The organism is Polynucleobacter sp. 80A-SIGWE, assembly GCF_018882295.1.
In the GTDB taxonomy this organism is placed as follows: domain Bacteria; phylum Pseudomonadota; class Gammaproteobacteria; order Burkholderiales; family Burkholderiaceae; genus Polynucleobacter.
Genome location: NZ_JACVOR010000001.1, coordinates 654,269 through 673,362, shown reverse-complemented (window position 1 = coordinate 673,362; position 19,094 = coordinate 654,269). Strand labels below are relative to the sequence as shown.

The 19,094-nt window shown below is 46.5% G+C and carries 15 protein-coding genes and 1 tRNA gene; 9 read left to right on the top strand and 7 right to left on the bottom strand.

Features of this window, described 5'->3' with window-relative positions; translation table 11 throughout:
• Positions 1–26 precede the first annotated feature (26 nt).
• Positions 27–1,211 carry an alanine--glyoxylate aminotransferase family protein gene (locus ICN25_RS03560; RefSeq protein ID WP_216179066.1) on the bottom strand — a complete coding sequence of 395 codons (1,185 nt, stop codon included), beginning with the start codon at positions 1,209–1,211 and terminating at the stop codon, positions 27–29.
• 179 nt (positions 1,212–1,390) lie between these two features.
• On the opposite strand from ICN25_RS03560, the gene ICN25_RS03555 reads away from it, so the two are divergent.
• Both ICN25_RS03555 and ICN25_RS03550 read left to right on the top strand, forming a co-directional pair.
• Positions 1,391–2,074, top strand: a complete 684-nt coding sequence (locus ICN25_RS03555) for a GntR family transcriptional regulator (protein WP_255536662.1) — start codon at positions 1,391–1,393, stop codon at positions 2,072–2,074.
• On the top strand, positions 2,071–5,163 hold the full coding sequence (locus tag ICN25_RS03550) for an FAD-binding and (Fe-S)-binding domain-containing protein (RefSeq protein ID WP_216179064.1): 3,093 nt from the start codon (positions 2,071–2,073) through the stop codon (positions 5,161–5,163). The genes ICN25_RS03555 and ICN25_RS03550 overlap by 4 nt, the downstream gene beginning before the upstream one ends.
• A gap of 23 nt (positions 5,164–5,186) precedes the next feature.
• Here ICN25_RS03550 and ICN25_RS03545 read toward each other — a convergent pair whose 3' ends face one another.
• The 3 genes from ICN25_RS03545 to queG are packed head-to-tail and all read right to left on the bottom strand — an operon-like array spanning position 5,187 to position 7,452.
• Complete coding sequence (locus tag ICN25_RS03545) at positions 5,187–5,528, bottom strand: AzlD domain-containing protein (protein WP_216179062.1); 342 nt, start codon at positions 5,526–5,528, stop codon at positions 5,187–5,189.
• Positions 5,528–6,313 carry an AzlC family ABC transporter permease gene (locus tag ICN25_RS03540; RefSeq protein WP_216179060.1) on the bottom strand — a complete coding sequence of 262 codons (786 nt, stop codon included), beginning with the start codon at positions 6,311–6,313 and terminating at the stop codon, positions 5,528–5,530. Before ICN25_RS03540 ends, ICN25_RS03545 begins: the two co-directional genes overlap by 1 nt.
• A gap of 44 nt (positions 6,314–6,357) precedes the next feature.
• Positions 6,358–7,452, bottom strand: a complete 1,095-nt coding sequence (queG, locus tag ICN25_RS03535) for a tRNA epoxyqueuosine(34) reductase QueG (protein ID WP_216179058.1) — start codon at positions 7,450–7,452, stop codon at positions 6,358–6,360.
• Between the two features lie 43 nt (positions 7,453–7,495).
• Between queG and tsaE the strand changes: the two genes are divergently transcribed.
• The 5 genes from tsaE (at position 7,496) to ICN25_RS03510 (ending at position 11,509) form a co-directional block, all read left to right on the top strand.
• Positions 7,496–8,026, top strand: a complete 531-nt coding sequence (gene tsaE / locus ICN25_RS03530) for a tRNA (adenosine(37)-N6)-threonylcarbamoyltransferase complex ATPase subunit type 1 TsaE (RefSeq protein ID WP_216179056.1) — start codon at positions 7,496–7,498, stop codon at positions 8,024–8,026.
• 2 nt (positions 8,027–8,028) lie between these two features.
• Positions 8,029–9,366: an N-acetylmuramoyl-L-alanine amidase gene (locus ICN25_RS03525; protein WP_216179054.1), complete on the top strand. Its 1,338-nt coding sequence runs from the start codon at positions 8,029–8,031 to the stop codon at positions 9,364–9,366.
• 86 nt (positions 9,367–9,452) lie between these two features.
• Positions 9,453–9,528: transfer RNA gene (locus ICN25_RS03520), tRNA-Lys, on the top strand.
• A gap of 110 nt (positions 9,529–9,638) precedes the next feature.
• Positions 9,639–10,592 carry an alpha/beta fold hydrolase gene (locus ICN25_RS03515; protein WP_216179052.1) on the top strand — a complete coding sequence of 318 codons (954 nt, stop codon included), beginning with the start codon at positions 9,639–9,641 and terminating at the stop codon, positions 10,590–10,592.
• A 149-nt stretch (positions 10,593–10,741) separates the two neighbouring features.
• Positions 10,742–11,509, top strand: a complete 768-nt coding sequence (locus ICN25_RS03510; RefSeq protein ID WP_216179050.1) for a DUF4239 domain-containing protein — start codon at positions 10,742–10,744, stop codon at positions 11,507–11,509.
• A 41-nt stretch (positions 11,510–11,550) separates the two neighbouring features.
• On the opposite strand, the gene ICN25_RS03505 is transcribed toward ICN25_RS03510, so the two are convergent.
• Positions 11,551–12,159, bottom strand: a complete 609-nt coding sequence (locus ICN25_RS03505) for a glutathione S-transferase (protein WP_216179047.1) — start codon at positions 12,157–12,159, stop codon at positions 11,551–11,553.
• A gap of 216 nt (positions 12,160–12,375) precedes the next feature.
• Between ICN25_RS03505 and ahpC the strand changes: the two genes are divergently transcribed.
• Positions 12,376–12,939, top strand: a complete 564-nt coding sequence (gene ahpC, locus ICN25_RS03500) for an alkyl hydroperoxide reductase subunit C (RefSeq protein ID WP_216179045.1) — start codon at positions 12,376–12,378, stop codon at positions 12,937–12,939.
• A 120-nt stretch (positions 12,940–13,059) separates the two neighbouring features.
• Positions 13,060–14,604 (top strand): alkyl hydroperoxide reductase subunit F, encoded by a 1,545-nt coding sequence (ahpF, locus tag ICN25_RS03495; RefSeq protein ID WP_216179044.1) that lies wholly within the window; start codon positions 13,060–13,062, stop codon positions 14,602–14,604.
• Between the two features lie 83 nt (positions 14,605–14,687).
• On the opposite strand, the gene ICN25_RS03490 is transcribed toward ahpF, so the two are convergent.
• Entirely contained in the window at positions 14,688–15,962 is a 1,275-nt protein-coding gene (locus ICN25_RS03490; protein WP_216179041.1) for a Glu/Leu/Phe/Val dehydrogenase, read from the bottom strand.
• Positions 15,963–16,131: 169 nt separating this feature from the next.
• Positions 16,132–19,029 (bottom strand): FAD-binding and (Fe-S)-binding domain-containing protein, encoded by a 2,898-nt coding sequence (locus ICN25_RS03485; RefSeq protein ID WP_216179040.1) that lies wholly within the window; start codon positions 19,027–19,029, stop codon positions 16,132–16,134.
• Positions 19,030–19,094: the final 65 nt, after the last annotated feature.

The window sequence follows — 19,094 nt, the reverse complement described above, 5'->3', positions numbered from 1 at the left end:
TATAGGTTGAGTCTGCCGACCAAGCCTTACTTTAGGTACTCTTGGGCCGCAACTACACCGCTGGCCTTGGGTTTGTAGCCAATAGAGCTAAAACTCATCTCTACCCCACTCAAAGCAGCCATGAGGCTCAATTCATTGCAATCGCCAAGGTGGCCGATACGGAAAATCTTGCCTTTGAGCTTGCCTAAGCCAGTTCCGAGCGAAAGATTGAACTTTTCAAGGGCATGCTTACGCAGTACATCCGCATCCATTCCCTCTGGAACCACAATCGCTGTTAATACTGGTGAATAAGCATTTGGATCCAAACACTGGTTCTCAAGACCCCAGGCTGCAACTGCGCGACGACAAGCCTCAGCTAAGCGTTGATGGCGAGCAAAAATCGTATCCATGCCCTCGGTCTGCATCATATCGATTGCTTCATGCAAACCGTACATCAGATTGGTACTTGGTGTAGTCGGCCAGTAACCTGTTTTATTCGATTCTAAAATTTCATCCCAGGCTAAATAAGCCTTTGGAATTTTGCTGTGCTTACTTGCTTCAATCGCTTTTGGTGACAAAGCATTAAAGCCAATCCCTGGAGGCAACATCAAACCTTTTTGTGAGCCGGAAACGGTTACGTCAGCACCCCATTTGTCATGCTCATAGTCCGCTGAACCCAAGCCAGATACGCTATCCACGAGTAATAGCGCTGGATGTTTTGCATCATCCATCGCCTTGCGAACCGCAGCAATATTGGATGTCATACCAGTTGAAGTTTCGTTGTGTACTACACAAACCGCCTTGATTTCATGCTGAGTATCTTTGCGTAAGCGCTCTTCAATCACAGATGCATCAACACCCCAACGCCAAGTATCCGCACCTGCTTTACCTACTACCTCAACTTCAATGCCAATCTTTTTGGCTAGAGCACGCCACAAGTTTGCGAAGTGACCGGTTTCATAAAAGAGCACCTTATCGCCAGGATTGAGGACATTAACTAAAGCACCTTCCCAGGAGCCAGTTCCAGAAGCAGAATAAATAATCACGGGCTGCTCGGTCTTAAAAATCTTCTTGATGCCATCCAAAACCTTAAGGCCAAATGCACCAAATTCGGGGCCGCGGTGATCAATCGTTTGATAGCTAATTGCCCGCAAAATGCGTGAAGGCACTGGACTTGGACCAGGAATGTGTAAGAAATGACGTCCTGAGAGGTGGTTATCTAGTTTTAGCATGCTGAGTCTCGCTTGGTTTTTGTAGTTAATCTTGCAAGCCAGTGTAAGGTACTTTTTGGCAATTTACAATTTTGTATGCAAAATATTTATCAAATAAGTAAAAAATAAGGCTTTTATAGCCTTATTTATCCTTATTGATGGGTTATAGTAAATATGTATACAAATTTAAGGCATTTCAAATGATGCTCACAGCACCTCCAAATACCCAAAACTTACACGAAGCGACCTTTCAAAAGCTCCGATCTTTATTGGTGGAGGGTGCGATCACTCCCGGCAGCAAACTGAATGAACGTGAGTTGGCAGAGCAACTCAATGTTTCTCGTACCCCTATCCGCGAGGCGATTAGACGTCTGGCTGCCGATGGATTAGTTGAACTGATCGCCAATCGTGGTGCGATCGCAGTGCAATTAACTCGGGACGACATCATTCACACCTTTGATGTGATCGCAAACTTAGAGGGCTACTCTGGGGAGTTAGCAGCTCAAAACATTAGCGATCAAGCGCTCATTGAACTTGAAGCGCTTCAATATGAAATGATGGCCTCGTATGCGCGCAGAGATCTCTCTAGCTACTACCGACTCAATCTCAAGATTCATCAAGCAATTAATCACGCTGCGAACAACCCCGTCTTGAGTCAGCTATTTACTCAGGTTAACGCGCGCATCGAGGCGCTCCGCTTTCGCTCCAATCAAGATGGCGTGAAATGGGAAAAGGCTGTTGGGGAACATCAAGAAATGTTGGATGCACTAAAGGCGCGCGATAGCGTACGTATGCGCAAAGTCATGATGCAACATGTCATGAATAAGCGTGATGTGGTTATTCAATTAGTTGACTCAGAATCTAACGAGAAAGTTGCAGCATGAACAAGCCACTGGATTTGCCCTTACCGGAATTCGTTGCTAATAAGGCAGAGTTAGCAAAGCGACTCAAACAAGAAACCACCGGTGAAGTCATGACTGACATGGCTAGTCGTGGACGTTATGCAACCGATGCGTCGATCTATCAAGCTATGCCTGTTGCAGTATTTGTGCCGAAAACTGCTGAAGATATTGCGACCGCTATCCAAATTGCAGCTGACCTAGGTGTCCCAGTTCTGCCGCGTGGCGGAGGTACTAGTCAGTGCGGTCAGACTACAGGTACGGCACTCGTTATTGATAACACTAAATACTTTCGCAAACTCTTGCATGCCGATCCAGAGAAGGCAACTGCAGTCGTTGAGCCTGGCATTGTTTTAGATCACCTCAACGCTGCTCTCAAGCCGCACGGCCTTTGGTATCCCGTAGATGTCTCTACTGCTGGGCAGGCAACGATTGGTGGCATGGCAGGCAACAACTCTTGTGGTAGCCGATCCATTGCCTATGGGAATATGGTGCACAACGTTTTAGGAATTGATGCCTGGTTAGCAAATGGACAGGTCGCCAACTTTGGCAATTACGCACATAGCTCTGGCGCCGCAAAACAACTGGGGGATTTTGTAAAAGGCCTCGCTAATACACTCCAACCTGAAATCGAAGCGCGCTTTCCGAAAGTATTAAGACGTGTTGCTGGATATAACCTCGATGTGTTCCATCCGCAAAGTGAGCGTCCTTACACTCAAGATGGTAGCGTCAATTTAGCGCACCTCTTAGTAGGCAGCGAAGGTACTTTGGCTTACTTCAAATCGCTTGAACTGAAACTGGCACCCTTGCCGCAACACAAGGTGCTCGGAGTGGTGAACTTCGCGAGTTTCTTTAAGGCGATGGACAGCGCTCAGCATATTGTCAAACTAGGGCCTACCGCCGTTGAATTGGTGGATCGCACTATGATTGACTTAGCGCGTCACAACCCAAGCTTCAAGAAAACCATTGAGACAGCGCTGATTGATGCTGATGCTCAAACACCTGAAGCCATTTTATTAGTAGAGTTCTCAGGAGAGGCGCATGCGCCCTTGCTCGAGAAACTCAAGTCCTTGCAAAGCCTCATGGGTGACCTAGGGCTTCCGGGTTCAGTAGTTGCAATGCCTGATGCCGGCTTGCAAAAGAATTTATGGGAAGTGCGCAAGGCAGGCCTGAACATCATGATGAGCCTCAAGGGCGATGGAAAGCCAGTCAGCTTCATTGAGGACTGCGCAGTCCCATTAGAAAGTCTTGCTGAATACACCCAAGCACTGACAGATGTATTTTCAAAATATGGTTCACGTGGGACCTGGTATGCGCATGCCTCTGTTGGCACCCTCCACGTCCGCCCGATCTTAGATATGCGTCGCGATGGGGCACAAAAGATGCGGGCAGTTGCAGAAGAGGCTTCAGCACTTGTTCGCAAATACAAAGGTGCCTACAGCGGTGAGCACGGTGATGGACTCTGCCGTGGCGAATGGATCTCTTGGCAGTTTGGCCCCAAGATTACTGAAGCTCTCGCAGAGATCAAGCATGCGTTTGATCCGAATGGATTATTTAATCCTGGCAAGATCATTGATCCACCTAAGATGGATGACGCTAGCAACTTCCGCTTTCCGCCAAGCTATAAAGTCATTCCACTACAACCGGCATTAGATTGGTCTGCATGGAATGTGCAAAACAATCCCGTTACAGAAGAAACGAGTGCGCCCGGTACTGGTGGCGACCCTGCGATGGGCTTAGCTAAAGCAGTCGAGATGTGTAATAACAATGGTCACTGCCGCAAGTTCGATGCTGAAGTGATGTGCCCAAGTTATCGGGTTACACGTGATGAAAAACACCTCACCCGTGGTCGCGCCAACACCCTGCGTCTCGCACTCTCCAATCAACTAGATATCAAAAACGAAAGTTCACCACTCGGAAGCGATGCCATTAAAGAAGTAATGGAGCTCTGTGTCAGTTGCAAAGCCTGCCGTCGTGAATGTCCTACCGGCGTTGATATGGCGAAGATGAAAATTGAGTTTCTGTCAGCCTATAAAAAGCGAACCGGTCATACGCTGCGCGATTTAGCAGTTGCCTATTTACCTAAATACGCCCCAATTATTAGCAGTATTCCCGGCCTTCCTGCCCTACTCAATCTTCGCAACCACATCGCGCCGATTGCTAAATTGCAAGAGTGGATCATGGGCATTTCCGCACAAAGAAGTCTGCCAATCTGGAAAGCCAAAACATTCTGGAGTAATAAGAGCGCTATTACACCCTATCAATTTACGCCAGCGGAGCTGAGTAAGACTGATACAAATGGTAATAAGGGCGTGGTACTTTTAGCTGACACTTTCAACGCTTACTTCGAAGATGAAAACTTACAAGCTGCATTAGCAGTTCTGAAAGCCGCTGGATATCGTGTACATATTCCTCAGAAAAGCCTGGATAAAGAAAACTCAAAATCAGACTCAACACAAAACACCTGCTCTAAGGAATTCTGCTGTGGTCGCACCTATTTAGCTGCCGGTATGGTTGACAAGGCCAAAGCTAGCCTAGATGAATTGGTAAATCATCTTGCCCCATTTGCTGAAAAAGACATCCCGATTATTGGTCTCGAGCCTTCATGCCTCTTTACCTTAAAGGATGAAGCATTGGTGATGGGTTTTGGTGAACGCGCAGTTGCTGTAAGTCAGCATGTACAGCTTTTAGAAGAGTTCTTGGCTAGCGAAGTAAAGAGTGGGAAGCTCAAGCTGCAATTAAAACCTGCTTCGCGCCCCGTCTTATTTCATGGACATTGCCATCAAAAATCATTTGCCGCTGTTACACCAGCAATGGAACTCTTAAAGCTGATCCCTAATGCGGAGCCCAAACTCATTGAGTCTTCTTGTTGCGGCATGGCTGGAAGTTTTGGTTATGAGGCAGAGCACATTGCAGTGTCTAAGCAAATGGCAGAAGCTAGTCTATTGCCCGCAATACGGAAAGCGCCAGATAGTTGGGTCGTTGCAGATGGGACAAGCTGTCGCCACCAAATTGCTGATGGCACACAAAGAGACGCCGTACACATTGCCAAAATTTTGGCAGCCCATCTCTAAACCAAATTACTGAGGCGATTGACTTAGCGCATTACGCCGTAAGCGAGCATCAAGAGCGTTCCAGTCAATAAGGCTGGGACGAGACGGCGTGTTGGCTTAGAAACCATCACGCCGATACTGAGCACGCAAATGAGAATCCGAATCCATACAGGGACGGTTGCTAGAAGACCAATCGGCATCAAAATCATTCTGACAACTAAGGCGGCAACCATTGCATAAGTTACCGCTGCAAGCCAGCGAAAGATCTCGCTATCTTGATTAATTCGTTTTGCGAGTAGGACACCAATCGCGCGACAGAAGTAGGTCCCGATTGTGGCGCCCGCTAGGGCAATCCATAAACCCCATCCTTGAAGAGCGGCATTCATCAGCTAATGACCCCTGCTTTCTTACGCAATACTTTGCGATCAAAGAAGTAAGCAGCCGTACCCGCTACCAAGCCAGTAGTGAGCAAGCTGGTATCACGGTCTAAGATAAAGAAAAAAGGCCCGAGCACAAATCCTAAGCCAATCGCAATCCGATTAATCCAAGGCTTTACCTCGGTAAAGGTCAGCAAAAAGAATAATGGGTTGATAAAGACAAGACCAAGTGTGATTGCAGCCGGAACCATGCCGGCCAGAAAATACCCCAAGATAGTTCCCGGGATAGAGATTAACCAACACAACAATCCCAATCCAACAAAGTAGCTTAGGCGATGTTTTGCTTCCATCGTCTGAAACTCGCGCATCGAGATAGCCCAAGCAGTCATTGCCAACAAATGCACCGAAGCGTAGAGGCGATGATTGCGATCTTTTTCGTGGAACTGCGGAAAGAGGGTTACCGTCATCGTGATAAAGCGAGTAGACGTCAGAGAGACTGCCAAAATGATTGCCAAGACTGATGATCCAGTGATCGCCATCTCCAACAAAACTACTTGGCCAGGCAAGGCAAACATTAAGAAACTAGTCGCCCCAGTAAACCAAACATCTAAGCCATTGGTTTTACCCATTGCTCCAAAGCCCACCATGCCAGCAAATAAGACCATGGCTGGCGCGCCTGCAGCATCCCGAATGCCAGTCCAGAAAGCATCGCTGCGATTTTTAAAACGCTGTGCTGCCGAACCCTCTAGAGCAATTTCGCTAGGGTCCATATAGGGTTGATCGGCTGATGACATGAAATCATTGTAAGTGAGATGGAAACATAATTGGTAAGGAGGGCTTAAGAACCTAGCGCCCAGTCAATATGCTCAGCTACTAAGACATCTGCCATGGGCAAAGCATCACGCAGAGCTTTTCGCAGCAAGTCTTTATCTGCCTCAGGCACAGTGTTCTCAGCCAAAGCATTACCTATAGCGACCGCCAAGTTTCTGCGCCAGCGAGAATAACCGATACGGCGAATGGCGCTGCCCTCGTGGCGCTTCTCAAACTCATCTTCAGTCCAAGACCATAGTTGCAAGAGACTTGCTCTACCAAGACCATGACGCTCAGCAAAATCTGGCAAGGCAGATCGTTGCGCAAATTTATTCCAAGGGCAAATCAATTGGCAGTCATCGCATCCGTAAACGCGATTACCCATCGCCCTACGAAACTCTACCGGAATGGCATCCGGATTTTCAATCGTCAAATAGGAGATGCAACGTCGCGCATCTAATTGGTAAGGCGCAGTAATTGCCTGTGTTGGACAAACATCAATACATGCTTGGCAAGTTCCGCAATGCGATTCTTCTTCTTGATCAATCGGTAGGGGAACATCGACTAGGATTTCTCCCAAAAAGAATGTCGATCCGAATTCGCGATTGAGCAGTAATGTATGTTTACCTCGCCACCCCAGGCCGGCCTTACGAGCCAACTCGACCTCCATCAATGGCGCTGAATCCGTAAAGACACGATAACCAAACGATCCAATTTTCTTTTCAATCAACTGCGCAAATTCTTGCAAACGATTGCGCATGACCTTGTGATAGTCGCGCCCTCGAGCATACATCGAGACCACAGCTTGAGTGGGATCTCTCAATCTATCCCACTCATGGTCAAAATCAATTGCGGGTGATAGGTAATTCATGGTGACGCAGATTACCCTGACAGCTCCTGGAACTAGCATGCCCGGATCAGAGCGTACATTGGCATGCCTAGCCATGTATTCCATTTCGCCATGACGCCCCTGCTCCAACCACTCGTGAAGCCGCTCTGTGGCCGATCCAAGATGGGTATCAGTAATACGCAATCCATCAAAACCCAATGAACGAGACTGTTCATCCAGCCATTCGCGAAGATTGGCCTGATCAACAGGGTTCGGTATTTGGGAAGAAGTCATTAGGAATACAGAATGTAGCTTAATAATTGAATAAACTAGGCAAATGGCTCAGAATTCATTTAATCAATATTGTAGGCAAGAAGCGGATACCACTGCTTTAGCGAAAAAGCTTGCCAGCAGCCTTAGCCATCTTTTCGAAGCAGTTCACAGCACACACCTCAATATCTCCCTAGAGGGCGATCTGGGGGCCGGCAAGACCACCTTTGCTCGCCATCTAATACAAGCCCTGGGATACGAGGGTCGCGTCAAGAGTCCTACCTATACCTTGTGTGAGCCATATCCCATTCAAATCAATAGCAGCAATCCATCCACCGCTACTAATATCACAGCCCACCACTTCGACCTCTACCGCATGCGGGATTCACTGGAATGGCAAGAGGCTGGCTTTGCAGAACATTTTGATGAGCCCGGATTTTGTTTAGTGGAGTGGCCAGAAAAAGCCGAAGGCACCCTGCCCGCTTTTGATATTGAAATTCATCTCATTGCTGGCGATGATGAGAACGCAAGAAACCTTAGCTTCAAAGCAAACTCTAGCCAGGGCATAGCTGTTATCGAAAAGATGCAAACCCAATAGAGATGAGCAAGCCCCTGATTAATTCCTCCAGAAGAAAGCATCTCAAGACTTCAGCAAAGATGTTGGGCTTCATCCTCTTTTTCAGCGAGGCAGAGATCGCTTGGGGCGCCAAGATCTTGGGCGTACGTATTTGGCCAGCAGAGGATTACACGCGCATCACCCTGGAGTCAGATAAAGCATTGCCGATTACACAACAATTACTCACGAATCCCGATCGTCTAGTAGTCGATGTTCAAGGCATGGAATTGAATTCCACCCTGAAAGACTTGGTTGCCAAGGTCAAACCGAATGATCCTTATGTTTCACAAATTCGAGTGGGTCAATTCCAGCCTGGACTGGTGCGCTTGGTATTTGACCTTAAGGAGCCAGTGAAACCTCAGCTCTTTACGCTAGATCCTATTGCGGAATATCAATACCGCATGGTGCTGGATCTCTACCCAGCCATTCCGCCCGACCCTTTGATGGAATTAGTCAAGAGCAGCGCGCGCAAAGAAAGTGCTCTAGAAAAAGCCAATGAAGAAATTGACCTGATTGCACAGTTCGCCACCAAGAAAGAAAAAGAGGCTCCAAAGGCTCCGGTGGCTCAAGCAATTCCGGATGTAAAAGAGCCGCCTGCTCAAGCAAAACATAAGCGCCTTATTACTATTGCAATCGATGCTGGTCATGGTGGAGAAGATCCGGGCGCAATTGGCACTATGGGCTCTAAAGAAAAGCATGTAGTGCTCTCGATTGCCAAACGCTTGCGTGACAAGATTGAAAATGATCCATACATGCGCCCATTTCTCACCAGAGATGGCGATTACTTTGTACCTCTGCATACTCGCGTACAAAAAGCACGCCGAGTAGAGGCGGATCTATTTGTTTCCATTCATGCTGACGCCTTTATTGAACCCAGGGCAAAAGGAGCATCAGTTTTTGCCCTATCCCAAATGGGTGCCAGTAGCACAACAGCGCGCTGGATGGCCAATAAAGAAAATGCTTCCGACTTAATTGGTGGCATCAATATCAAGACGCAAGATAAACAGGTTGCGAATTTATTGCTGGATATGTCGACCACCGCCCAGATCAAAGACTCACTTCAGGTAGGCACATCGATCCTCAAGCAAATTAGTGGTTTTGCCCCATTACATAAAGCCAAAGTTGAGCAAGCCAGCTTTGCGGTTCTTAAGGCCCCCGATATCCCATCCATCTTGGTAGAAACTGCCTTTATCAGTAACCCCCAGGAGGAAGCTCGCCTCAATGACGACGCCTACCAAGACCGCATTGCGGAGGCAATCTTGAGGGGAATTAAGGACTATTTCTCAAAAAACCCACCGGTAGCAAGACGGGCAAACGCGTAGCGCTCTTGTAACTACAAGGCGTAGAGGGAAAACCCAGCAAACCGAGGGAAGTCAAACCAAGTTCTTGCTATAATTTCTGTCTTACTGGGTCGGTAGCTCAGTCGGTAGAGCAGCGGACTTTTAATCCGTTGGTCGCGAGTTCGAATCTCGCCCGACCCACCAGTAATACCAAAAGCCACCTTCGGGTGGCTTTTTCATTTCCGGAACACTCTGTTTTCTTGAGCTGACCTTCAAATGCTAATATTTCCCTTTATCCAAAACAATAGACCGCCATGAAGCCCATCGTTAAGATCTCGCCTTTTTTAAATGTCGCCCTTATGCGAAGCATTTATTTAACTATTGCCACCCTTTTCATCTCTCTGAGCCTAAGCATTCCAGCGCAAGCCCAAGAAAAGCCTGAAATTAAGTATGCTCCAGTTAATGGTGTGAAGTTAGCCTATTACCTCAAAGGCAAAGGCGATCCGATGATTCTGATTATGGGTTATGCCGGCACCTTGAGTGCATGGGATCCAGCCCTTCTTGATGAGTTAGCTAAGAATAACCAGCTCATTATTTTTGATAATCGTGGCGCCGGACTCTCTACTGATACTAAAGAAAATAACACCACCATTCCGCAAATGGCAGATGATGCCGCGGGTCTAGTCAAAGCACTGGGCTTTAAAAAGGTCAACGTATTCTCCTGGTCAATGGGTGCCCGGATTGGACAACAACTGGTTATCAGACACCCGGAGCTAATCAACAAAGTAATTCTGTGCGCCCCGAATCCAGGTGGAAAATATCAAATTGCCATCAATAAAAAAGTTGGCGAGGAATTAAATAATCCAAACCTTTCTCCGATGGAGAATTTCGAGTTGCTATTCCCAATAACGCCTGAAGGCAAAGCAGCTGCTAAGGTTGTATACGAGAGGTGGGCAGCAGCAAAAGCTGCAGGAACTATCCCTGACGACTTTATAGTATCCAAGGAAACAAAGGCGCGCCAAGTTCGTGCTCGCATTACCCTGTGGGATGCAGACAATCAAAATTACAAGGACTTAAAGAATATTAAAGTTCCTGTTCTAGTTGCAGATGGTCGTGAAGATATCATCGACAATCCCAAAAACTCAGTCGTAATCGCCAATCAAATTCCTTTTGCTTGGCTGGCCTTTTATGAAGGCGGGCATGCATTCTTATTCCAAAGCTATAAGAAACTTTCAGAAACCGTTAATGTATTCCTGCAAAAAGATTAACTAGCCGGGCTCACCAGTAACTCAAAGGGATCACAGAAATGCGGTCCCTTTTCTTTTGGCCAAATGAAACGCAGCTCCGATCGCCATGAAATCAACTACACTGATTACATAGCTTCATACATAATGCGTCCCATTCAAAAGAGTGCAAATTGCAAAACTTAATTTTCCAAAGCGACACTACCCTAATCCTAGCGCTTTTGATCGGCTTCACAAGCCTTTCCATTCTGATTGTTTGGCTTGTTATTCACCCAAAGAACAAACACTTCATTGGACAATATGAAGGGATTGTTGCTCCCTTCTTTAGCCTTCCTGCTGTGCTGTTTTCACTGACTGCCGCCCTACTCGCAACATCTATCTGGGATAACTATAGTATCGCCACTAAGGCTATTAAAAACGAGAGTCAGGGAATCCTCAACATTATTAGCCTTGCTAATTCGATCCCAATCCCCAAGGAAATTGATCTGCCTGGAGCCGCAAAGGAATATACACAGTCCATCATTCATGACGAGTGGAAAACATTATCCAAAAGTCGATCTATATCAGCAGAAGCGGATGAAAAATTTACCACCTTGAGAGCAACTACATTTAAAGCAGCAAATATGCTCCCGGATAAGGCGGAATCTAAAGCGCTATTAAGCGCATTCAATTTAGTTAATACCTCCCGAGAAACTCGATTAGCCTATGCCACCATCGACGTCCATCCTATTCGCTGGTATGCATTACTATTTTTAGGTGTTTTGGTGCTGATAACCGTTGCCTTCACGCACTCATCTAAGCCCAAGGCTTTGATACTAGCAATGCTCATCTCAACTCTCACCATCATCACACCGCTTTGCATCATCTCCTTGACTTTTAGTAACCCCTATCAAGGCTTGATTTCCATATCCAATGCGCCTTATTTGCAGATAACAAAGTAAGGCAAGAAATGAATGGATGAAGTCATTCTCGCCCGCTAATATTAATCAAGCCAGGTTGGGTGTTTATCCATCACGGAGTTAAATAGGTCTGACTCAAGTTGTTGATTTAGCCATGTTTTGACTGAGGAAAATGGCAAAGCATCAAACTGTTCTGGATTGACTGCAGCAAACTGCCTGATGAATGGAAAGATGGCTATATCCACCAAAGACATCTTGTTGCCCATTAAATACTTGCTAGATTGCAGTGCCGCCTCCATGGGCTTGAGCATGAGCTCTATAGCGCTATTGAGAACATCCCCTTGGCTCAGATCTGGAAATCGATTTGGATACTTGTACTGGTCTAGCAGCACTTTAAATTGGCCATCGTTTTTCTCAATCCACGCTTGAGAGACCCCTTTATCAACTTCCCTCCAACCATCTGGGTCAGACTTATCTAAAGCCCAGCGCATGATATCCAAGCTTTGGTCCAACACAAGTCCATCAGCACATAAAACTGGCACAGTGCCCTTAGGTGAAGCAATTAACATTGAATGTGGCTTGTTTCTTAACTCAATCTCTCTGTGCTCAACCTGAATACCAGCATATTTCAATGCCATACGAGCCCGCATTGCATATGGGCATCTTCGGTAAGAGTACAAGATAGGGGTCATAGGTCCAGTTTATAACGGGTGCTTTTGATTCTTCCAAGTGAAGCCCAATCAAATTCCAGCAGTCAAAAGCTTCGATTTGGGCTTATATTGAGCCCCCATTAGTTATCTAATAAATAGATCATTAATATCTAAATTATTCATTATGCAAATAAATAAATAGTCTCTAGAATGGTTCCTGTTGTGAATCAACTATTTTATTTTTTACAGGAGAAACCTATGTCACTAATTAACACGCAAGTTCCACCATTCAAGACCCAAGCTTTCCACAACGGTAAGTTTGTAACTATTTCCGATGAGACTCTCAAAGGCAAATGGTCAGTATTGATTTTCATGCCAGCAGCATTCACATTCAACTGCCCAACAGAAATTGAAGATGCAGCTGATAACTATGCAGAATTCCAGAAGATGGGCGCAGAGGTATACATCGTTACTACTGATACACATTTCTCACACAAAGTATGGCATGAGACTTCACCTGCTGTAGGCAAGGCTAAGTTCCCATTGGTTGGCGATCCAACTCATACATTGACACGTGGTTTTGGCGTACACATTGAAGAAGAAGGTCTCGCATTGCGCGGCACATTCATCATCAATCCAGAAGGCGTTATCAAAACAGCTGAAGTTCACTCAAATGAAATCGCTCGCGATATCTCTGAGACATTGCGTAAGCTCAAAGCTGCTCAGTACACAGCAGCTCACCCAGGTGAAGTATGCCCAGCTAAGTGGAAAGAAGGCGCAGCTACATTGACTCCATCTTTAGACCTCGTAGGCAAGATCTAATCATAGAAGTCAGCAGTAACTAGCAATCAATAGACTCTCTTCGGAGAGTCTATTGGGCAGGATGAGAAGCAGAAGCCCTGCCCAATAGACTCATCAGGATTAAATACCAAGGAACACATCATGTTAGATGCAAACATCAAGGCACAGCTCAAGGCCTATTTTGAAAAAATTGAAAGTCCGATTGTTTTAGAGGCTACTTTGGACGACAGCACCCAGTCCGCCCAGATGCTGGAGTTATTGAATGAGGTTGCCGAGCAATCTGGCAAGATCACAGTAAAGACTTCTGGTAGCAGCAAAAACATTCCTAGCTTTACTGTAGCTAAAGTTGATGAAGTTGCGCGGATTACATTCTCAGGCCTACCAATGGGTCATGAGATGACTTCTTTCATCTTGGCTATTTTGCAATCAAGCGGCTACCCGCCTAAAGTTGAGCAAGATGTTATTGATAGCATCAAAGGCTTAGAAGGCAAGAAGCGCTTTCAGACTTTCATCTCTTTGTCATGCCACAACTGCCCTGATGTTGTTCAGGCTTTGAACCTCATGGCTGCGCTCAATCCGAATATCGAACATGAAATGATTGATGGCGCCCTCTTTCAAGGCTTAGTCGATCAATATCAAATCATGGCTGTACCTACCGTGATTCTGAATGGGGAAGTCTTTGGTCAAGGTCGTATGAGTGTTGAAGAAATTGCCGCCAAACTAGACACTAACTCTTCAGCCCGCGATGCAGAAAAATTAAACGCTAAAGATGCCTATGATTCTTTAATTATTGGCGGTGGTCCAGCAGGTGCCTCAGCAGCGATCTACTCTGCTCGTAAAGGCATTAGAACTGGCGTAGTAGCTCAGAAATTCGGCGGTCAAGTTGCTGATACTGTTGGCATTGAAAATTTCATTTCTGTTAAAGAAACTGAAGGCCCTAAATTAGTGATGGCGCTTGAGCAGCACGTGAAGGAATACGAAGTTGATGTCATGAACTTGCAAACTGCTAAGAGCTTAAGCAAGACTGGCGAAGAAATTGCCATCACCCTAGAAAACGGCGCAGTTCTGAAAAGTAAGACCGTCATCTTAAGTACTGGTGCACGCTGGCGCGAAATGAATGTGCCGGGCGAGCAAGAGTACCGCGGTAAAGGTGTAGCCTACTGCCCACACTGTGATGGCCCCCTCTACAAGGGCAAGCGTGTAGCAGTAATCGGCGGGGGAAACTCTGGGGTTGAGGCAGCAATTGATTTGGCAGGCATTGTCAGTCATGTCACCTTGATTGAATTCGACACCAAGTTACGTGCTGATGCAGTCCTTCAAAAGAAATTAAATAGCATGCCTAACGTAACCATCATTACCAATGCTTTGAGTAAAGAGGTTTTGGGCGCGGATGGCAAAGTAACTACCTTGAGATATGAAGATCGTGCCAATAACCAGATGCATGACATTGCCCTTGAAGGTATCTTTGTGCAAATTGGTTTATTGCCAAATACTGATTGGCTCAAAGGCGTCATTGATTTATCCCCTCGCGGCGAGGTCATTATTGATGCTAAAGGAGAGACGTCTATGCCAGGTGTATTTGCTGCAGGGGATTGCACTACTGTACCTTACAAGCAAATCATCATTGCCATGGGTGAAGGCGCTAAGGCATCGCTCTCAGCATTTGATTATTTGATTCGATCATAAGATCTTCAAAGCACCCTGAAAGTAGAAAAGCCCCGAATCACTCGGGGCTTTTTCATTTCAAATGGGCAACTTCCCACGCATCATTAAGGGTATAAACCCCGCATCTGCCTAGCCTTCAGAATACGTTCGCACCCAACAATAAAGGTAGCAGTTCTCAAGCTCACATCATGTTTCTTAGCTACATCGCAAATACCCTTGAAGGCATCGACCATTAAGATATCCAGGCGATTGTTAATTTCTTCCTCAGTCCAGAAGAAGCTAGAAAAATCCTGTACCCACTCGAAGTAACTTACAGTCACACCACCAGCATTGGCAATCACATCAGGCACAACAGTGATATTCATATCCCTCAAGATGTCATCCGCTTCTGGTGTCGTAGGCCCATTCGCACCCTCCACAATCAATTTCGCCTGAATACTCGCAGCATTTGCGGGAGTAATTTGAGACTCTAATGCGGCTGGTATCAAGATATCGCATGGTGATGACCAAAACTGTTGACTGGTGATAGCTTCACCAGGAAAACCGTTAATCTCACGGGCAAGCGAAACATGATCAAGCAAGGCATCTACATCGAAGCCATTGGGGTTATATAAAGCACCAGAGTGATCTTGGATCGCCACCACCTTGGCACCAGCCTGAGCAAATAGACGAGCAGCATGACCACCAACGTTGCCTAGACCTTGAATCGCGATCCGCGCTCCAGAGAGCTCACGATTCATTTGCCCGTAAGCCTCTCTAGCCACTACGAATACACCTCGACCGGTTGCGTCCCTTCTACCTAAACTTCCACCAAGTGAAATGGGTTTGCCCGTAACAACGCCGGAGGTGGTGTAACCCTGATTAACGCAATAGGTGTCCATCATCCACGCCATTATTTGCTCGTTGGTATTGACATCAGGCGCTGGAATATCTTTTTGAGGACCAATCATCATATTGATCTCACTAGTAAAGCGCCTAGTCATTCTTTCAAGCTCGGATTGAGATAGCTTTTTAGGATCAACACGAATACCCCCTTTTGCGCCGCCAAACGGGACGTTCACAACGGCAGTTTTAATTGACATCCATGCTGATAAAGCAGTGACCTCAGATAACGTGACATCCGGGTGAAAGCGGATACCACCCTTACCTGGACCTCGAGATAAATTGTGATGCACTCGATACCCTTCAAAATGGGCAATCGTGCCGTTATCTAACTCGATAGGCACATCCACAATTAAAGATCGCTTGGGTCGCTTTAAAGTCTCTACCCAGCGTGTCAGCGGGCCTAGATAAGGAGTTACACGATCAATCTGTTCGAGGTATGTGCCCCAAGCACCAAGATTTTTAGGGTCCAAATAAGATGCGATTTCATGACTCATAGGCGCTCCAGAAAGTGATGTAATTAACTAAAGTACATATTACGCCTTAGATTGAGCAACATGCCCAATATCTAGATTCCCATATTGCCAATACGTTTAATTGGGGGTGCAAATAAAAAATCCCCCGAATAGACCCTCGGAGGATTCTTTATCTTAAGTTGTAAATTTGTTACTTTGCTTGATGCGCCATCAGTAAAAGCTCTGCCAAATGCTTTACCTTGCGGCCAGTTTCTTGTTCGATCTGCTCTCGGCAGCTAAAGCCATTAGTAAGAATGATCGTTTCTTGATCGGCGGCTCGGACAGCTGGAAGTAGTACCAATTCTCCAACCGCTTTAGATATCTCCACATGCTCAGGATTAAATCCAAATGATCCTGCCATACCGCAGCAGCCACTATCAATGTAATTTGCCTTAGCACCCAAAGCAGCCAACAGAGCTACATCTCCCTTTGTACCAAAGAGAGACTTTTGGTGACAATGAGAGTGAACTAAGATATTGCAGTCTAGAGGTGGTGGTGTGTAGCCCTTCTCATGCAAGAAATCTCCAAGCAAATAGGTGCTTGACGCCAAGAGCTGAGCTCTTGGATCATGAGGGAAGAACTTTAACAACTCATCTTTAAAGACTGACATACAGCCAGGTTCAAGACCCACTACAGCAATCGGTGAATTTGGATCTGCATTAATTTCATCTCCAATAGCATCCAGAATCTTCTCTAGTTTTTGCTTGGCGAGATCCAAATAACCGAAGTCATACAAAGGGCGGCCACAGCAAAGCGGGGTCTTTGGCAGGGTTGCTTCAAAGCCTGCGTAAGCCAGAACTTCTACTGCCGCATTAGCCACCTCAGGATGGAAATGCTCGCAGAAAGTATCTACCCAGAGAATGACTTTCTTCTGCCCAGTACTTACACCCTTTGCTTTCTCAAATTGCTTTCTGAAAGTTTGGTTTGCAAACTTTGGCAAAGTGCGCTCTTGTGCCACACCACCAACCCATTTAGCAAAGGTAGAAATCACAGGCGTTTGCATTACCGCATTGATAAGCCATGAGAACTTGCTCGCCAGTGGCGCCCAATCTCCAATGCGACCCATTGTTAGGGCCTGACGTGGCCTGCTGTTAGTCTCGTGATAGTGAGATAAGAACTCTGCCTTATAAGACGCCATATCCACGTGCGCAGGACAATCCGACTTGCAACCTTTACAGGAGAGACAAGTATCGAGAGCATCTTTAAGCTCCTCACTTTCCCAGCCATCTTTAATCACTTCGCCCTGGAGCATTTCCCAAAAGAGTCGTGAGCGTCCACGAGTGGAGAAGCGTTCTTCTTTAGTAGCGCGATAGCTTGGACACATCGTGCCGATTTTTTCACTACGACACTTACCCATACCAACGCAACGCTCGACTGCTCTCTGGAAGCCGTTACCTTCTTGGCTCAAGAAATTCAGGCGCGTCTTGATATTCACAACTTTGTATTCCGGACCCATGCGGAGGTTTTCATCTACGCGATATGGGTGCACTACTTTGCCTGGATTGAGTTTGTTCTGTGGATCCCAGATGCGCTTGAACTCATGCATCGCACCCATTAACTCTTCGCCGAACATAATTGGGAGGAATTCTGCTCTGGCTTGGCCATCACCGTGCTCGCCAGTAAGCGAACCACCAAACGCAACGACTAAGGTTGCCGCATCCCGAATAAAGGATCTAAATTTGGCTACACCTTCTGCAGAACGCAAGTTAAAGGTAATACGCGCATGAATACATCCATCGCCAAAGTGCCCGTAGAGTGAGGTCTCATACTCGTAAGAATCCACCAACGCTTGGAATGAACGTAAATACTCACCCAAACGTGCCGGATCTACAGCAGCATCCTCCCAGCCTACTACCGGGTCAGGGGAGTTCGGATCAATTGATAAATGGGTAGCAGATGCCCCATTCTCACGAATAGACCAAATACGCTTTTGCACCAATGGATCCGGCTCGAGCCATGTCGATGGTTGGGGCCCCTTGGTTCGAGACTTGAAATACTCTTGTGCTTTTTCAGCCTGAGCTATAGCACCTTCTAGCGTGTCATCACCAAACTCTACAACCACCCACGCATTTCCAGGGGGCAGTAAATCAATTTCCGCTTTAGCTAAATTACGCTCTTGCAAGCCACGAATAATTTTGTAATCCAAACCTTCGATCGCAATGGGATTAAAGGATTGGTATTCAGGAACAGCATCACCGGCCAAATAGATGTCATCGAAACCCAATACCAAAACTACCCGCTTAGCAGGGCTCTTTACCAATCTCACCTTAGCAGCCAAAGTAAGTGCACAAGTACCTTCAGTACCAACCAATGCACGTGCAACGTTAAAGCCATTCTCGGGCAAGAGTTGATCTAGGTTATATCCAGAAACGCGACGCTTAATATTGGGGAAGCGCGCACGAATCAAATCGGCATAGCGATCACGCAAGGTAAGCAGGTCTTGGTAGATCTGACCTTTACGCCCACCAGCAGCAATAATTTCTTGCAACTCTTGATCAGATGTTGGGCCAACCCAAAAACGTTCGCCATCATAAGTCAGAATTTCTAGAGCCTCAGTGTTCTCAAGCGTTTTTCCTGCCATCACTGAATGCGCGCCACAGGAGTTATTGGCAACCATACCGCCTAAAGTGCAGCGGCTATGGGTAGATGGGTCTGGGGCAAAAGTTAGGCCATGCAACTCAGCAGCGTCGCGCAAGGAGTCACAAATCACGCCCGGCTCAACAACCGCATTACCAGCGGCCGGATCCAAAGCAAGAATGTGATTGCAGTACTTGGAAATATCGAATACCACAGCGTTATTCACTGTTTGGCCATTCATAGAGGTGCCCGCACCACGCATCAGCACCGGAGCCTTATTGCGATGACAGATCTCGATACCTTTTATAAATTCTTCGGTATTTTTAGGGGTAACAACCCCAATCGGAATTTGGCGATAGTTCGATGCTTCAGAGGCGTATACAGCCTGGTGAGCAGTATCGAAATGAACAGAGCTTCCAAGAGCTGCTGTGAGCTCAACGTTGAGCTGCTCCCACTGAGAAATACCACCCATATTCAATCCTTGTTAGATGCACTTACCCCTGATTGGGCACCGTCCATTCTAACAATTTCTGCTGT

What these genes read in the sequence shown, in the direction of transcription:
- ahpC (WP_216179045.1), top strand. Translation starts at nt 12,376, where the DNA reads ATGTCACTAATTAACACGCAAGTTCCACCATTCAAGACCCAAGCTTTC.
- ICN25_RS03515 (WP_216179052.1), top strand. Translation starts at nt 9,639, where the DNA reads ATGAAGCCCATCGTTAAGATCTCGCCTTTTTTAAATGTCGCCCTTATG.
- tsaE (WP_216179056.1), top strand. Translation starts at nt 7,496, where the DNA reads ATGGCTCAGAATTCATTTAATCAATATTGTAGGCAAGAAGCGGATACC.
- ICN25_RS03550 (WP_216179064.1), top strand. Translation starts at nt 2,071, where the DNA reads ATGAACAAGCCACTGGATTTGCCCTTACCGGAATTCGTTGCTAATAAG.
- queG (WP_216179058.1), bottom strand. Translation starts at nt 7,452, where the DNA reads ATGACTTCTTCCCAAATACCGAACCCTGTTGATCAGGCCAATCTTCGC.
- ICN25_RS03555 (WP_255536662.1), top strand. Translation starts at nt 1,391, where the DNA reads ATGATGCTCACAGCACCTCCAAATACCCAAAACTTACACGAAGCGACC.
- ICN25_RS03525 (WP_216179054.1), top strand. Translation starts at nt 8,029, where the DNA reads ATGAGCAAGCCCCTGATTAATTCCTCCAGAAGAAAGCATCTCAAGACT.
- ICN25_RS03540 (WP_216179060.1), bottom strand. Translation starts at nt 6,313, where the DNA reads ATGTCATCAGCCGATCAACCCTATATGGACCCTAGCGAAATTGCTCTA.
- ICN25_RS03485 (WP_216179040.1), bottom strand. Translation starts at nt 19,029, where the DNA reads ATGGGTGGTATTTCTCAGTGGGAGCAGCTCAACGTTGAGCTCACAGCA.
- ICN25_RS03505 (WP_216179047.1), bottom strand. Translation starts at nt 12,159, where the DNA reads ATGACCCCTATCTTGTACTCTTACCGAAGATGCCCATATGCAATGCGG.
- ahpF (WP_216179044.1), top strand. Translation starts at nt 13,060, where the DNA reads ATGTTAGATGCAAACATCAAGGCACAGCTCAAGGCCTATTTTGAAAAA.
- ICN25_RS03545 (WP_216179062.1), bottom strand. Translation starts at nt 5,528, where the DNA reads ATGAATGCCGCTCTTCAAGGATGGGGTTTATGGATTGCCCTAGCGGGC.
- ICN25_RS03560 (WP_216179066.1), bottom strand. Translation starts at nt 1,211, where the DNA reads ATGCTAAAACTAGATAACCACCTCTCAGGACGTCATTTCTTACACATT.
- ICN25_RS03490 (WP_216179041.1), bottom strand. Translation starts at nt 15,962, where the DNA reads ATGAGTCATGAAATCGCATCTTATTTGGACCCTAAAAATCTTGGTGCT.